This is a genomic window from Sellimonas catena (genome assembly GCF_027924685.1).
In the GTDB taxonomy this organism is placed as follows: domain Bacteria; phylum Bacillota; class Clostridia; order Lachnospirales; family Lachnospiraceae; genus Sellimonas; species Sellimonas catena.
On the sequence record NZ_BSBO01000050.1, the window covers coordinates 1 to 14,367 of the forward strand.

General features: G+C 40.0%; 23 protein-coding genes. 5 read left to right on the forward strand and 18 right to left on the reverse strand.

Annotated elements, in window-relative coordinates; translation table 11 throughout:
* Positions 1–144: 144 nt before the first annotated feature.
* The 16 genes from Selli1_RS16860 to Selli1_RS16935 all read right to left on the reverse strand — a co-directional run bounded on the left by Selli1_RS16860 (position 145) and on the right by Selli1_RS16935 (position 10,091).
* Positions 145–396, reverse strand: a complete 252-nt coding sequence (locus Selli1_RS16860; RefSeq protein WP_281874155.1) for a hypothetical protein — start codon at positions 394–396, stop codon at positions 145–147.
* A 1-nt stretch (position 397) separates the two neighbouring features.
* A complete protein-coding gene (locus tag Selli1_RS16865; protein WP_281874157.1) occupies positions 398–691 on the reverse strand; it encodes a hypothetical protein in 294 nt (97 codons plus the stop codon).
* Positions 692–834: 143 nt separating this feature from the next.
* Complete coding sequence (locus tag Selli1_RS16870; RefSeq protein ID WP_281874160.1) at positions 835–1,527, reverse strand: hypothetical protein; 693 nt, start codon at positions 1,525–1,527, stop codon at positions 835–837.
* Positions 1,528–1,608: 81 nt separating this feature from the next.
* Positions 1,609–2,736 (reverse strand): phosphoadenosine phosphosulfate reductase domain-containing protein, encoded by a 1,128-nt coding sequence (locus Selli1_RS16875; RefSeq protein ID WP_281874163.1) that lies wholly within the window; start codon positions 2,734–2,736, stop codon positions 1,609–1,611.
* A 60-nt stretch (positions 2,737–2,796) separates the two neighbouring features.
* Positions 2,797–3,114 carry a hypothetical protein gene (locus Selli1_RS16880; protein WP_281874165.1) on the reverse strand — a complete coding sequence of 106 codons (318 nt, stop codon included), beginning with the start codon at positions 3,112–3,114 and terminating at the stop codon, positions 2,797–2,799.
* A gap of 21 nt (positions 3,115–3,135) precedes the next feature.
* Positions 3,136–3,720 (reverse strand): hypothetical protein, encoded by a 585-nt coding sequence (locus Selli1_RS16885; protein ID WP_281874167.1) that lies wholly within the window; start codon positions 3,718–3,720, stop codon positions 3,136–3,138.
* 10 nt (positions 3,721–3,730) lie between these two features.
* Positions 3,731–4,567 carry a DUF4373 domain-containing protein gene (locus Selli1_RS16890; protein ID WP_281874168.1) on the reverse strand — a complete coding sequence of 279 codons (837 nt, stop codon included), beginning with the start codon at positions 4,565–4,567 and terminating at the stop codon, positions 3,731–3,733.
* 20 nt (positions 4,568–4,587) lie between these two features.
* Positions 4,588–5,022 (reverse strand): RusA family crossover junction endodeoxyribonuclease, encoded by a 435-nt coding sequence (locus Selli1_RS16895; protein WP_281874169.1) that lies wholly within the window; start codon positions 5,020–5,022, stop codon positions 4,588–4,590.
* A 103-nt stretch (positions 5,023–5,125) separates the two neighbouring features.
* Positions 5,126–5,869 (reverse strand): hypothetical protein, encoded by a 744-nt coding sequence (locus tag Selli1_RS16900; protein ID WP_281874170.1) that lies wholly within the window; start codon positions 5,867–5,869, stop codon positions 5,126–5,128.
* Positions 5,870–5,883: 14 nt separating this feature from the next.
* Positions 5,884–6,318, reverse strand: a complete 435-nt coding sequence (locus tag Selli1_RS16905; protein WP_281874172.1) for a hypothetical protein — start codon at positions 6,316–6,318, stop codon at positions 5,884–5,886.
* A gap of 31 nt (positions 6,319–6,349) precedes the next feature.
* On the reverse strand, positions 6,350–7,297 hold the full coding sequence (locus tag Selli1_RS16910) for a phage-derived integrase/recombinase RecT (RefSeq protein ID WP_281874174.1): 948 nt from the start codon (positions 7,295–7,297) through the stop codon (positions 6,350–6,352).
* Positions 7,298–7,300: 3 nt separating this feature from the next.
* Entirely contained in the window at positions 7,301–8,188 is an 888-nt protein-coding gene (locus Selli1_RS16915) for a DUF1351 domain-containing protein (protein ID WP_281874176.1), read from the reverse strand.
* 9 nt (positions 8,189–8,197) lie between these two features.
* Positions 8,198–8,911, reverse strand: coding sequence for a YqaJ viral recombinase family protein (locus Selli1_RS16920; RefSeq protein ID WP_281874178.1), 714 nt, complete (start codon positions 8,909–8,911; stop codon positions 8,198–8,200).
* A gap of 145 nt (positions 8,912–9,056) precedes the next feature.
* The gene (locus Selli1_RS16925; protein ID WP_281874180.1) at positions 9,057–9,329 is read right to left on the reverse strand and encodes a hypothetical protein; all 273 of its coding nucleotides are present in this window, start codon (positions 9,327–9,329) and stop codon (positions 9,057–9,059) included.
* Complete coding sequence (locus Selli1_RS16930; RefSeq protein ID WP_281874183.1) at positions 9,311–9,511, reverse strand: hypothetical protein; 201 nt, start codon at positions 9,509–9,511, stop codon at positions 9,311–9,313. Before Selli1_RS16930 ends, Selli1_RS16925 begins: the two co-directional genes overlap by 19 nt.
* Positions 9,512–9,803: 292 nt before the next feature.
* A complete protein-coding gene (locus Selli1_RS16935) occupies positions 9,804–10,091 on the reverse strand; it encodes a Thoeris anti-defense Tad2 family protein (RefSeq protein ID WP_281874185.1) in 288 nt (95 codons plus the stop codon).
* Positions 10,092–10,168: 77 nt separating this feature from the next.
* Between Selli1_RS16935 and Selli1_RS16940 the strand changes: the two genes are divergently transcribed.
* Positions 10,169–10,573 carry a DUF2513 domain-containing protein gene (locus Selli1_RS16940; RefSeq protein WP_281874187.1) on the forward strand — a complete coding sequence of 135 codons (405 nt, stop codon included), beginning with the start codon at positions 10,169–10,171 and terminating at the stop codon, positions 10,571–10,573.
* Between the two features lie 17 nt (positions 10,574–10,590).
* Here Selli1_RS16940 and Selli1_RS16945 read toward each other — a convergent pair whose 3' ends face one another.
* Positions 10,591–10,779, reverse strand: a complete 189-nt coding sequence (locus Selli1_RS16945) for a hypothetical protein (protein ID WP_281874189.1) — start codon at positions 10,777–10,779, stop codon at positions 10,591–10,593.
* Between the two features lie 112 nt (positions 10,780–10,891).
* Between Selli1_RS16945 and Selli1_RS16950 the strand changes: the two genes are divergently transcribed.
* Complete coding sequence (locus Selli1_RS16950) at positions 10,892–11,260, forward strand: hypothetical protein (RefSeq protein WP_281874191.1); 369 nt, start codon at positions 10,892–10,894, stop codon at positions 11,258–11,260.
* Positions 11,261–11,427: 167 nt separating this feature from the next.
* Here the strand turns inward: Selli1_RS16950 and Selli1_RS16955 are convergent, their stop codons facing one another.
* The gene (locus tag Selli1_RS16955) at positions 11,428–11,628 is read right to left on the reverse strand and encodes a helix-turn-helix domain-containing protein (protein WP_281874194.1); all 201 of its coding nucleotides are present in this window, start codon (positions 11,626–11,628) and stop codon (positions 11,428–11,430) included.
* A gap of 142 nt (positions 11,629–11,770) precedes the next feature.
* Here Selli1_RS16955 and Selli1_RS16960 point away from each other — a divergent pair, with 142 nt between their 5' ends.
* From Selli1_RS16960 to Selli1_RS16970, 3 genes are all read left to right on the forward strand, one after another.
* Entirely contained in the window at positions 11,771–12,385 is a 615-nt protein-coding gene (locus tag Selli1_RS16960) for a LexA family protein (protein WP_281874196.1), read from the forward strand.
* Between the two features lie 63 nt (positions 12,386–12,448).
* The gene (locus tag Selli1_RS16965; RefSeq protein ID WP_281874198.1) at positions 12,449–13,372 is read left to right on the forward strand and encodes an exonuclease domain-containing protein; all 924 of its coding nucleotides are present in this window, start codon (positions 12,449–12,451) and stop codon (positions 13,370–13,372) included.
* Positions 13,373–13,457: 85 nt separating this feature from the next.
* On the forward strand, positions 13,458–14,120 hold the full coding sequence (locus Selli1_RS16970) for a hypothetical protein (RefSeq protein WP_281874200.1): 663 nt from the start codon (positions 13,458–13,460) through the stop codon (positions 14,118–14,120).
* The last annotated feature ends 247 nt before the right edge of the window (positions 14,121–14,367 follow it).

Sequence of the window (14,367 nt, forward strand, 5' to 3'; positions counted from 1 at the left end):
GCTTCCCTGGTCCACCAGCCTGCCAGCTGATTGTCACAGCAAACTTAAAAAGTAAGAGACAGATTTTCCCCTGGTAAGTGCCGGGGGATTTTTTGTTTTGTCAAGGTACGGATGATTACCTACTTACTTTCATTTGTTATCTACTCACTCCCTCCTATCAAACTTGTTCAGGAATTTCGCCCTCCACTCAGGATAATGATCTTCTGGTTTGTTCTGTGGCTTCGGCAAATGCTTCTTGCTCGGAATCCAACCGCCATTCATGTGCTTGCGGATGATCTCTATGCATCTGTCAAAACACCATCCAATAAGTTTATCTGTTTCAAGTCGTTCCGATGAATCCCAATGCTTTAACTTTTCCTGATCTATCTCTTCCAAAATTTTCTCTAATTCCTGCATGTCAGTCCTCCACAAATCTCTGTCCACACTCATCGCAAAATTTCGCCCACGGAACTGCCTTGCATCCACAAGTCGGACACACCATTCCTTCCATACCAAGCGGCGCAGGCTCCGGCGCTTTCGCCGTATCCCGCTCTTTCAGCTCCACGATCTGATCCGGATCGAGGCCGGTGTCCTCATATTTTTTCAAGGCCCAATAAATTGTCATAGCATTCTTTTTCACTTCCCTCAAATCTATTACAGTTCTTCTCACTCCGCCTTCTATTTTTTCATCAGGTATCGTTAATCTCTCCATGCGTATCTCCTTTCGTTTGTTTTGTTCGCTTCACGATGTGCTTTCCGGACGTGTATGAAATCGTAAAGTCGCAATCATGCATAATATTCCACTGTTTTTGGGCAATAAAAAACCAACCACCGAATATTGATGGTTGGCATCGTTTATAATATTTTAAATTTTTCATCTAATCCTAACTCTTTAACCACTTTGTTAACTACCGGATCAAAGATTTCTCTATTTGTTTCATAATCAGTAATTTTCATTTCAAACCATTTTTGAGGATTTACAGTAATATTTGTCACATCCTTTTTTACCTGGGATGAAAGTAAAATCATATGAGCCATTATAATCCATCTTTCTTCGTCAGTAGAATCCGGCTTTAAACTATAATTTAACTTTTGCATTGACGCTACAATTTTAATTGCATTTACACTTCCATATGCGTAAATTGTATTTAACAATTTTGTCATCTTATCCATCGAAGATTGTTGAGCTTCTATTTTCTGCTGATTCAATTTTGTAATATTTTCACGATCAATTCTTGATAATCCTTTCTTTTTTTCGATCTCATCAATCTGCTTCTGAATTTTCACTGGTGCCAGCATTGTCTCATACAGCTCAAGAGTTTCAAATGGTACAGTTGACATTTTTTCCAAAGCGATATTGGACTTCTGCTTTCTAATCTCATCTTTAAAACTTTTTCTTAAAGAAAAATATGTGATAACAAAACCAAGTAACGTTACTGAAGCCGGAATTAATATCGTAAACCAATCTTTTGCATTCATTCCGCTAATAAATACTTTACTTTCCTGGACTGATTTCGCTACAATTAAAGCCCAAATATAGTTTGGCATTTTTATTTCACCTCTTCTTTTGTAGTGGAAATATTATATCACTCCAACCATCAATATTCAATTCTCAATGTGCACTTCTCCTTACGGCATCATCTCTGGAAAGTCATAGATGGACATTTGACCGTCTATCTCTTTTTCTTCTTCCTCTTTCCGTTTACGCTCTTCCTTGTATTCATTGTACTTCTTCCGGTATTCGTAGCTTTTTCCGAAGATGTTCCATGCCGCTTTTACGACATTTGGCTCATAGGGCCTGATCTTCTTCAAATCCTCAACAGCTTTATAGGATATCGGACAGCCACAGCATCCTGTTCTTGTCAGTCCATAAACTTCATAAGCATCCGAGTACTTAATTCCGTAGAATTCTTTATACCATTGCTTATCTGAATCACTCACATAATACAACGGGCGCAGTCTGTACTTTCCGTCAGACGTTTCCGTAAAGCACATAGCAGAACTATCCTTCCTTGGAACCGATCTCATTCCGCCTTCATCTCGCCTTTCCCCTGTAATTATCATGTCATAATCTTTCTGAACTCTATGAGCAACCTGCTTTTTGCAATAATCGCAACACCTTGCACTGATTTTAAAGTCCGGAGGATATTCTCCGATAAAGTCCCTCATATATTTTGATGAATTAATTACAAGCTGAATATTCGGCCTCGGTTCCCCTGCCGAGTTACAGCAGCACAAAAAGTTTATTGTTGTCTCACAGCCAGGATAGCGTTCTTTCAGTTCTTTTCGCTTTGCGGCTTTATCCTCTGCATTTTCGTACTCTTCAGCTATGGAAAGAGGAATTCCTTTTTTCTGCCATCCCTCAAGTCCAGCCGACATTATTTTAGAAACAAACGGGATCCCATATTTTCTGCTCGCTTGTACAATCCCGATTTTCGGTCTGACCTCTTCAATTTCTATTCCATACTTTTCGGATGTATATTTCACATGGTCTTTTATCGCTTTCATTTCCAGTCCGGTATTAAAAAATACATACTTAATCGGCGGGAAACCAAATAACTTTCTTGTTCTCTCAATCAAATGCACCATGATATCGCTGTCTGATCCACCAGAATACGAACATATAGCGTTCGGATGTGCGTATAAATGTTTCGCAATAATGCTTTGAATAGCTGTAAATTTTGCCGGTGCATCAAAATCTGCATAGTCTGGTCTCTCTGTATAAACTCTACTTCTATAAACTTCTTTCTTTGCCATTTTTCTCAAGAAGCCCGGTATACCCTTGCCCCGGCCGGAGGCTGGCTCCTTTCTTTCAAATCATTTCACCTGTATTCCAAGCTGATCCAGTACATTGATTCCAGTGTCTCTTTCAGTCTCCTCATTCAGCAGCTTAAAGTATTCTTCATCTTCCATGACGTATCCCATGCACTTTTCCAGAAAGTCTACATACTCTTTGATTCTCTTCTTTCCGTAATTGTGCTTTCGCATCATAAAATCTACTGAGATCAGCGCCATGCACGAGAAGCATTTTAAATCTTCCTGCTGCTGCATTTTTTTGTATTCTGGATTCCGCAGCACCTCTTTTACTAACTTCTCAACCTGGTATTTCTTATGCGCTTTATCTACCCAGCTCATGCTTTCTCCTTCCGATCTGATTTACAAATACCAAAACACCTTTTGATTTCTGCCACTTCCAGTCATGTCTGTTTGTACGCCCAATTCTTGTTTTGCTTTTGTAAGATTCGCAAGAGTGATTCCTGCCATCTCCGCTTTTGTCTGGATCGTCATGGCATTCATTCTCCCGTTTTCTAGCATGGCTTTCAAAAAGACCTTGGCTTCATGGACTGGATCGGTGTGCGAAACGATTGCCGCCTGCTTAATCCGTTCGATCTGCAATGTATTGGCATTTATTTTTGTAAGGATTTTTTCCAGAAGATGCATGATGTCCTCTTGCAGTGCCATATTTTTTTCCGTGTTCTTTTTGTTTTCTTCTCGTAAAATCGCAAATGCTTTCTGCGTGTCATTTTTATGGACAAGATCCGGCTTGATTTCGTCCAATTGGATGTCGTATAACAGGCAGATCAGGTTTGCGATCGTGTCTTCGATCTCTCCACCGTATCTTGTAAATACCTGAGAGATATATCCATCATTCTTTCCTAGCTTTTTCGACAAGCCAATCATTGAGTCCTGATTATCAATCAAAATCTTTTGCAGCTTATCCCTGCTGATTTTTATTTTCATTCGTTTACACCTATCCTTTCTCCAGCAGCTGTCTCTCCAAATCGTTCATATTGTAGTCACGTTCTTCAAAGTTGCTGAATCTGGTTTTTGACGCTGCCTTTTTACCGTTACCAGATTGCTTTCCTTTTGTCGGATAAAAGGTCTTGTATCCTCCAGACGTCGCCTTCTTGACGATTGCGATCAGCTCCGTTGTGTTTGATCCTATGCTCTTCAGCTCATCAATTAAAGACTGCTTCTGGATATCAGAGATCGGACCATAATTCTGTTCACGAACAAGGAAATATAGATCTAAGGCTCTTTCCAGCTCTGGTGGGAACGTAATATCATATATATAATTTACTTTACTTTTCTTTAGGGATTTTCCCGTGGAATTTTGTTCGTTTTTCCCGGAATAACCATAAGCATTTCCGGAATAACTGTCAAAAAGGGTACACTTAATAAAAGGTTCTGTTTCTTCTTTACTTAAAAGCCAGTACCTTCCTACATTTATGGGATTCTTCCTTGCTCTCTCTTTTACAGCAAGTTGGAATCTCCTCTGTATCCCGGCAGAGGTCAAGACCTTGTCCGACTGAAAAAGTGTGTTATCAAACAGTGACCGTGACAGCAAGAAGTTCAAGACCTGCTTCGCCTTATTCTGATCCATTCCAAGATCGTCCGATAAAATATATTCAAAATCTTCATCTACCTGCATGTAAAAGCCCTGCTTGTAGATCCCACACAGCAGGTAGATGTATAAGACCATTCCATCATTCCCATATCGGGCTTTTAAAATTTTGATCTTATGATCCTCAAAAAAATCTGTATCCAAAGAAAAGTAAGACAGGCCGCTCTTTTTCGGTCTTGCCAATGCTTCTGCACCTTCTTTCCTTATCCGTTATATTCCTCCACAATGACATCGAGCCCTTCTGAGGCCGCATAAACTTTTTTCGCTGAAACGCTTACAATCTGCGTATCATCGTGATAAGCAACGCCATTTAAGGCATCCGATACGACCTTTACGATATTATCCACATCTGGCTTTTTCAGCGGCTTGAGTGAGCCGCACAGCATTTCAGCATGCTTTTTCTTAGATATACTTTTAGGCGGAAGGAATTTTGCCACAATCCGGATGGAAACCGGGATCCCCCTTTCAAGATAAATTCCGCCTGCCTGCTGCAAATATCGGTCTTTGATCAGATTCTCATATAATACTGTGTTATCCGGAGTCGTTGACACATGCTTTCCAACAGCCGCATTATAAAATGTCCTTGCTCTCGCCTTGCCCTGTGGTTTTCCGGGAACCGTAAAATACACTCGTTTCATATTGCTCCTTTCTCCGCCCGCCAGCTGAGTAAATAAGACGGGCGGAATGCATTGTCATCAAGTTACGTGTGATATATATTCATCCCTTTGGAGATGCCTGGGTTTAAGCGATGATTGTGATATTTCTTTCTTTCATTACATCCGCAAGTTCATATTCAAAGTAATCTTTAATTTTCAGCATAGCTGCATGTTTCCAGAGTCCATTATCTGCTTCTACCAATTTAAACGCTGGAGCCCCATTTCCGTCATCACGGACACGGAAAACGTATAAGCTGGATGGCTGCTCTACCTCGCCAAAAGTACGATACGGGATCAGCTTTACCGGATTTGGAACCTGCACATCTACGCGCTGCACCCCTGTTTTAATCGTAGTCTTCTGAGAAACTCCATCATCTGAGTAGGATGCAGTCGTACCGGCCTGAATATTTCCAGCCACCTGCATAATGGTCTGCAGATCGTCATTGACTGCAAAATTGGCTTGGAGCTCGATCAGAAAACGCTCCTGATCGTAGTACTTGTCAAACTGAAATTCATTCACAATAGCATTGCATACAAAGAGCGTTTCCCTCCTGCGTTCCTCCAACAGTCCGGAGTAAAGCCTGACCTCTTTCGGGCTGGTAATATGTAAGATCATGTTTTCCCGAAGTTCTTCCTTCTTTCCGGTAATGTAGTCCACCATTGCTGACAGAGTATTCACGTGGATCGGCTCCGCCAGATCCTCTTCTCCATACCGTCTGAGATTCTTATCGCAGTAGGTTTTCCCTGCAATTTCTGTCACAATCGGCTGCATACTTGCTTCTTTCAGTTCATTCACATACTGTAATGCTTCTTTTAATCCTTCAAACATCAACATTTACCTCCTTATGCTTCTCTTGCTGCTCTTAAATCCACTACTTTTCCATCTGTTTCCACAATCTCTCCGGTTTCCAAATTCACTGTTTTCCCGTCTACTTCATCCATTTCTGCTCTGGATGCTTCTACATCCTGAATTGACATCTGACCAGGAATCTGATTTCCGACTTCGGCCACATCCACATCTCCAGTCTTTAAATCTTTCCCTACACACAATGCTGTTACTGCTCCAAGGGTAGGAGCCAGGGTAGATTTTGTTGTAATGCTGGTTGTAATAAAGTCTCTTTTTTCATTCGGCTTCATAACAATAGATACTGTAATTTTTCTTGTAGCCTTTGCGTCCGTATTCGGATCAGCAATATTTCTTGCAACAGCCTCCAACTCCCGGTTAATCTGCTGTGTCAGTTCTCCGTTTGAGAACTGTTCGATGTTAATGTGTTTCATTGTCTTGCTCTCCTTTCTTTAACTCAAAAATTTATGATTCAGCGAAGAACGCTTCCTCCATACTCATCTGCCCGTCTGGCTCTTCTGACGTCCGATCCGGTTCTTTTGTCTGCTTCGGTGCTTCCTTGAGCTCCTGCTCTGCTACTACTTCCGGCTGATCTTCCATGTCATTTTCTACATACTCTGCGCTGCCGTCTTCATGGATCACGGCCATGTCTTTAGTCACAGCAGTCTGAAGATCAATACTCATAATGCCCCACTTGCTGATCAACTGACGGAGCATGGTTTTCATTGCCATGCCGTCAAAATCCTTAAACCAGAAAGACGAATATTTCCAAAGCTCTTTTTCCGGGATCTTACCCTGTTCCAGAAGTTCCAGAGATTTTCCTCCGCCGTTTCTACTGAAGGCCGGAGAGTATTTCTCAGCATGAGCCAGCATCTTCTTTTTTGACCAGTACATTGCCTTCCGGAAACCATTCTCATATTCAAACATGGCATAATATCCCATTGCCGGTGTTTCTTCCCTTAAAATGTCATCTTCAATCAGTTCCACTTCAATTTCCTCATTCAGAGGATCGTAACGAAGCAGTTCTCCTTCCTTAATAGCCAGTACATTCAGTTTTTTGTAATATCCGGACCGCTCTGCAAGCTGGATGTATCCTTTATACCCAAGCTGAAACTGAGCTTCTTTTACTCCCTTCTTCTTGTTATCAAAAGGCACCATATAGAACTGCCCCAGATGTGGGGAAGGGGACAGGTTCAATGCCTCTCCAAGAAGCGCTGCTGACAAGATACTCGGATTGGTACACTCCTGAAGTGCCGGTGTCGTCTGCACTGCGGATACAATACTGGAAATGAATCTTGTCCCGTTTTTTCCTCCAACTACGCTGTTGATCTGTTTCTTAACCGCATCCTGTGTTAAATATGCGGTTAAGCCCATTTTTTGATGTCTGCCTGCCAGACTGTTCTGTACTGCCATTTCCTATTCCACCTTTCCAAATCTAATATTGTGATCAATCAGATACTGCCGCAGACCCATGATCTGCTCTCTGGTTCCCCAGATCCGGAAGTCCATCTGAAACAGCTGCGGCTCCGGACTTGTCTGCGGTTCCTTTTCTTCTACCTTCTGTTCTGCAGCTCTCGTTTCCTCTATCTTCTCAGATTCAGAACGCTCCTCGCTCTGTTTCGATGCTGCTGCCTTTGCAGCAATTTCCTGTGCCTTTCGTTCTTCCTCTTTTTTCTCCGCTAGGCGCCGTTCTACCTCTTCAAGCCTTGCTTTTTCCTGCATTGCTGAGGAAAGATCCAGGGTTCTCAGATAAACATCTTTAATCTGAAGTTCATATTTGCTTCCAAATCCTTCAATCGTATCCAGATCGTTATTGACCCGCTGAATAGCTCCTGACATCTCCTCCGTAATGCTCTTCATGGATTTACTTGCATTCAGGTATTCCTGTTTAAAAAGCTTCTCGAATGGCAGGACTCCTTTCAGCGCTCCAATATGTTCTTCGTAATATTCCAAAATCTGTCCCTTTTTCTCCAGCTTTTTTCGCTCCTCAACTTCCTTGATCTGCTGGTCAATCAGCCGGATCGGTTCCTCAATCAAAGCGATCACTTCTTTAACCTGCTTTTCGAATGTCTCATACGGTTCCATGCAGAGCTTTTTAATTCTTTTCCGTTCATCCTCAAACGCAGTTTTCAGCTTGTTCAGCTTTGCACGATCCGCCTTTGCATCCTTCATCGTCTCTTCCGTAAATACCAGGCTCTTGTATTCCTGCATCTTTTCGGCGATTTCTGCCTTTAATTCCTCGTTGTTCCACTTGATTTCCTTTACAAATCCACCCTCCTGAGGGCTCACAATTTTTAATTCCATCGTTTCCTCCTATATCTCCGGAAGTATCAACGGCGGTTTTCTCCCGCTCTCCACATACTTCCAAAATTTCTCTTCTTCCCGAAGTAACATTTCCAGATCTTCCTGCACTTCAGCCCGCTCGATAAAATAGTGCTTTGCTGTTGTGCGTTTTTCTCCACCCCAATCCGTATTCAGATGAGCACAGAGCACTACAAACTCATAACCTGTCACAAGCAGGTAATGTAGAATCTGTATATAGTAGTTATCCGGAATCCGGTCATTCCATTTCTCCCGCTGCATCGACTGAAGGATATTGGTTGTCTTAATTTCCAGGATACCTTTTCGGCCTGTCTGATCAGTCAGCTCACCATCCAGGGATGCCTGCATGAATGGATACTGGATATTCTGTAGAATCCGAAATTCATGGTGTTCTACTTGATATTCCGGATAATCCAACTTGAACAGCTGCCGGATGGGCTCTTCTGCAAGTTTGCCGTAAATCACGCAGGGCTTATCCGAAATATCTTCTGGGATCCGCCGCCCGATCTTCTCTTCAAATAGATCGATATTACTTTTATATGGATTCATTCCCACAACAGCACTTGCATCGCTTCCACCGATCCCGTTCATTCTCCCCGAAAGCCATGCTTTTTCATTCGGGAAATCATAAATACGATATGGATGGTTTTTCTCTTCAAACAATGACGTAATCACTTCCCTTCTTCTCTGCTTCTCTTGCGGCATACAGGCACCCGATGTCTCCATTGTCATACCTGATGACCCAGAGAATCGGCTCTTCGGGCTTCTTTTTTTCTAATTTGATTTTTCTCTTTAAATCTGTCATAATAAAGTTGGTTATTTTTGTGAGTGCATATGTGGATTGCCGTCCCTATGCACTCTTTTTCATTTCCTGCTGCTTTCTTTTTTTCAGTTCCCGGATCCGGAGATACCTGTGCTCCCGGCACTGGACACAGCGGTACGCCATATAGCAGATTGCCATTGCTTCTCCGGAGATTACTGTCCACAGCGCGAACATGGCGAACGTCATGGATCCGTTGCAGTATCCGCCTGTTGTTGCGATCAGAACCAGTAGCGCCGTGCCACCAAGCAGTCCGAAAATGTCTTTTAGGATTGCGTATTTTCTTAATTTTCTCCTGTGCATGTTTCCTCACCTCCTTTTGCTCTACGGGCCTCTTCTATGATCGGCCTAAGCTCTTTTAATTCCTTCCGGATCTGCTCCGCTTCCTCAGCATATTCCGGTTTCCAGCTGACTCCAGAATGATCCATGATCCACATCAGCCTGTTGACCAGGCTCAGGTATCTGTTCATCTCTTTTAACGTCATTCTGATCACTCTCCTTGTTGCTTGTCCATCTGTTTCACCGCTTTACGCGGTTTTCTCGACTTCGTACTTAATTTCTACACCCTCCTGTTCTTCAAGAAGGCTGATCAATACTTCAATGATTTTTTCCATATCCATATCATCACCTCTTTAAACTCTATGCACTCCTGATTGTCCGTGTTTCTTCACACCTGTTCTTTCCTTGTCTTTTCCTTCTGCATCTTCTATACTTGAAATACAGGCACCGCCATGCCGAGTATTGAGTATGCAGATATACGATATCGTCTTACTCCCTTTATGTATTGAATATTTCAAATCGATTTAGTTTATCTTCCGGCCACTCTTTCTGGGGTGGTCGGTCCACCAATTCCCAATCATCTGCCATCAGATCATTACTCGTTGGATTCCAGTGACACATTATATCTACAACCTTACCCTCTTTTAACTTTGCAATAAGGCATGTGGCATATGAGTCTGTCGGAAGTATTCCGATTATGATTTTTCCGTATATCTGCATTCCATTTTTTCGAAACATCATTTTATTTTCTCTAACTGCTTTTTCTGCAGCTTCCTGTATATACACGTTCTCACCCCCTTATCTTTACCATTACTTTTGTCTTTGTTATAATTTGATTATCAAATTATGAAAGGAGTATTACTTTGAAACTTGATCTGAATTGTATTCGAGATACACTATTAACATTGGAAGACTGGCTCGTTTTAAATGATAATTTGGAATTTATTCCACAAAGCTTAGAAGAAATTTCTCAATCATCCAAAATGCTTAAGTATTCTCAACCACAAATTGCTTACACGATAGTAATCTTAAATGAGGCCAATTTTATAAAAGCAAGCATTAATTATGTCTCTGGAAATATTTATTCCATTGCAGTAACACGTCTCACATATCAGGGACACCAATTTCTTGATTCTATTCGTCCTGAAGATACCTGGAATAAGATTCATGATATCTGCGACAAAACTGGTCTGAAATCTATTGCTACAATTATGGAGATTTCAGATTTGCTACTCCCTGATTCCATAAAGGCTGTTTTACATTCATGATTTTTCAGGGGATTCTTTCATGCTTTTGGTGGATCCCCATGAAATTCTCCTGTACTCATATAGTCCTGTACTCCGCGTTTATTGCACTCTTCTATACTTTCTTTGAATATTTCTCCAATACTACGGGCCTCATTCGGAGTAATTTTTTTCCTATTTAACACTTCCAATAACTCTTTTACTACTTCTATCATTTGATATCTATTCACTTCACACCTCCTTGTAAATCTGTTATACTATCCCTAAAATAGAAAGGACGTGATTTAAATACAGCCTATAGATTGGAATGCTACTGCCGCATGGATAGCACTTGTCATCTCCGTGACCGGAACAATTGCAGGTCCTATAATTACTGCACTCATCACAAACAAACATCAATTAAAACTTCGGGAACTTGATATTAAACAAGCCGCTCTGGATAATTACGAACAGAATCGTTTCAAAGCAATAAATACATTCTTCGAGAAAGCCGGCCGTTGCCTATCGTTTTTAGACGAAGAATCCATCAAGGATTTCTGTTCGGTACATCACTGCATATATCAGTATCTTCCCACTGACTTTTGGGATGAACTGGATACATTCTACAATGCTGTTATTGCATATAAATGGGATATTGCACAAAATCTCTATCCTCTGATCGTTAGGAGTTTAAGCGATATATTAAAAGAAAAACCCCAATTAAATCCATAAACAAGATCCATACAATCTGAAACTTCCAACACGGGAGTTTCATTTTTTTTGCAATAACAAGACATATAATAGAAATTACGATAAGTATTACAAAGCAAACGATATTCAATTTGTCTGTTTCTGTCATTTTGTTTTACACCTTCTTTAAACAAGAGTATCCTTTTAAGTTACTCTTTAGCAAAAAAAATATTCATAGGATCTTCAATATTTAATTTATCAATCATAATCTGAATCTCATCACTTCCAAACACTCCTTCTTTCATCTTTAGGTAAAATGTTTTAGGAGCAATACCAATCATTTTGGCTACTTCTTTTTGAGAATACCCGTTTTTCGCTATTACTCCACGAAGCTCATTTGTTTTTATCACTTTTCCACCTCCGTATCTTTTAAAGTTACTTTTAGTATAGCACTGTTTCGTAACCTGCCAAGATATTTTTTGTTGATATGATAACATTTTTGTGCTATGATTAAGTTACTTCAATATTTGATACAAAAGGAGGTTGAGATAATTGACTGTTGGCGAACGTATTAAATCTTTGAGGATTTCTCTTGAAATGAGCCAAGTAGAGTTTGCAGACAAAATTAATGTTTCAAAACAAACACTGTATAAATATGAAAATAACATAATAACAAACATTCCATCCGATAAAATTGAAGCTGCTGCCAAAATTGGAAATGTTACTCCAGCATTTCTTATGGGTTGGGAACCTCTTAAACCCAAATCCAGTAAAGGAATTATTATCAACGTCCTTGGCCGTGTCGCCGCCGGCATTCCGATCGAAGCAATTGAGGATGTGATAGATACAGAAGAAATTTCTGAAGAAATGGCCAAGACGGGTGAATTCTTTGGATTGCAAATACATGGCGACAGTATGGAACCAAAGTTTTCTGATGGTGATGTTGTCATTGTCCGGAAACAGAACGATGCTGAAAGCGATGATATTGTTATCGCTATGGTTAATGGTGATGATGCCACATGTAAAAAACTGAAAAAATACGATGATGGTATTGCTCTAATATCAACCAATCCAGCATATGATCCGATGTATTTTAACAAAAAAGAAATAGAAACAAAACCTGTCCGTATCTTAGGACGAGTTGTGGAATTAAGAGCAAAATTTTAGATATAACTGCTTTTGCGTTTATATAAATGGGTTTTCTAAATGTAAGGGGAAAGTGAGGAAAATATGGATAGAGAATACAAAGGAAATAGTTTAATCGCATTACCAAAGGATTTTACGGTAATTGATGTAGAAACAACAGGATGGTCTCCTCAATGGAATGAAATAATAGAAATTGCCGCTCTCAAATGTAGAAATTTTGAAATAGTGGATGAATTTTCTTCCTTGGTTCAACCGTTGTTTCCTGTCGATGACTTTATAACTGAATTAACAGGTATTACTAATGACATGCTAAAATCCGCACCAACTATTACTGAGGTTTTTAAAAAATTTAGCACTTTTGTTGGATCTGATATTGTAGTTGCTCACAATGCAAATTATGATGTCAATTTTATCTATGACAATATGTCTAAATCTCTTAACTCTATATTTTCAAATGATTTTATTGATACTATGAGACTTTCACGTCTCCTCCACAAAGAACAATCACATCATCGACTTACTGATCTTTGTTCACGTTATGGTGTTATAAATGAAACTGCACATAGATCCCTCTCTGACTGTCATGCGGCTTTTAAATGTTTTGCTTCTATGCGTGACGAAATAACTAACACTTATTCTTCAATTGATGAACTTATCCCCAAGCAGACTTATAGAAAACGCACATACCTTCACGCTGGTGATATAACCTCTACATCACTTGAAGAAAATCCTGATAGTCCATTCTATGGTAAAGTATGCGTATTCACTGGTTCTCTTGAAAAAATGTTACGCCGTGAAGCTATGCAGATTGTTGTAAACATAGGTGGTAGTGTTGCTGATTCAGTTACTAAAAAAACAAATTATCTAATATTAGGAAACAATGATTTTTGCTCTTCAATTAAAGATGGAAAGAGTAACAAACAGAAGAAAGCTGAAAAACTAAAATTATCTGGTCAGGATATAGAAATAATACCAGAAAATGTTTTTTACGATATGTTAAATGAGTAAAAAGCAATAACATTCTTCTTTTTTATATATAACCGCTACGGCGCTTATATAAATGGGTTTACTCAATGTGAGGGGAAAGCGAGGAATGAAAATGAAAAAGAAAATTGTTGCAATGATGTTGGCCGGAGTAATGGCTTGCGGATTGTGGGCCTGCGGAGATAACGGGAAAAAAGTCGAATCTCAAAAAGAAGTTACTGCCACAGATTCTTCACAGGAATCGACAGAGGATGAGGCCCAGGAAGAAGCTTCGGCCGATGACAGTAATACAGGTGAAATCGTAGAAGAAAACGGAATGCGAAAGGAACCAGTTGTTACAGAAAAAGAGTTAAACCAAACCGGACAGACTGGTCCAGTAATCTACACCATCGAAGGGCTGCAGGTATCAAAACTGACTGCTACTACAGATGAGATGGCCGAAATGCTTGGCATAGAAAAAGATAAAGAGGTCGCACTTGTAGCATTTAATGCTTCGATCGAAAATACGACAGATGCAACTGTATCTTTCTATCTCGGACAGGCGACCCTTACAACAAATACTAAAGAACAAGTGGACAGCGATGGATTCTTGTCTGAGTACATTGATGGAGAAATGCTCGGAAAAGTCAAAAATTCTGGAAATATGATCTACATTTTGAAAAACTCAAAAGCAGAAGATCTGACTACTCTGACTTTACATGTGGATGCCCCTACGGATGAAAACTTTGAAACCATAGGTGATCCAGTTACTATCGACTTTAACCTTCAATAAATTAAAAACCGCCCCGGTGTTCCAACCACCAGGGAGGTATATACAAACAACTGTTTATTAGCACAGTTTTTTAGTATATCACCTTTTTATTGTTAAATACAAATATTTTTTGTGAATACTCAGGGTTGTTTCATGAATGATTTTTAAAAGTATAAATCGATCTGATTTTATCGAGGGTTATATATGCTATACATCAGTATATGTAATCCTCGACTTTTTGTTCGAGTAGAGGTATAATGTCTTATAT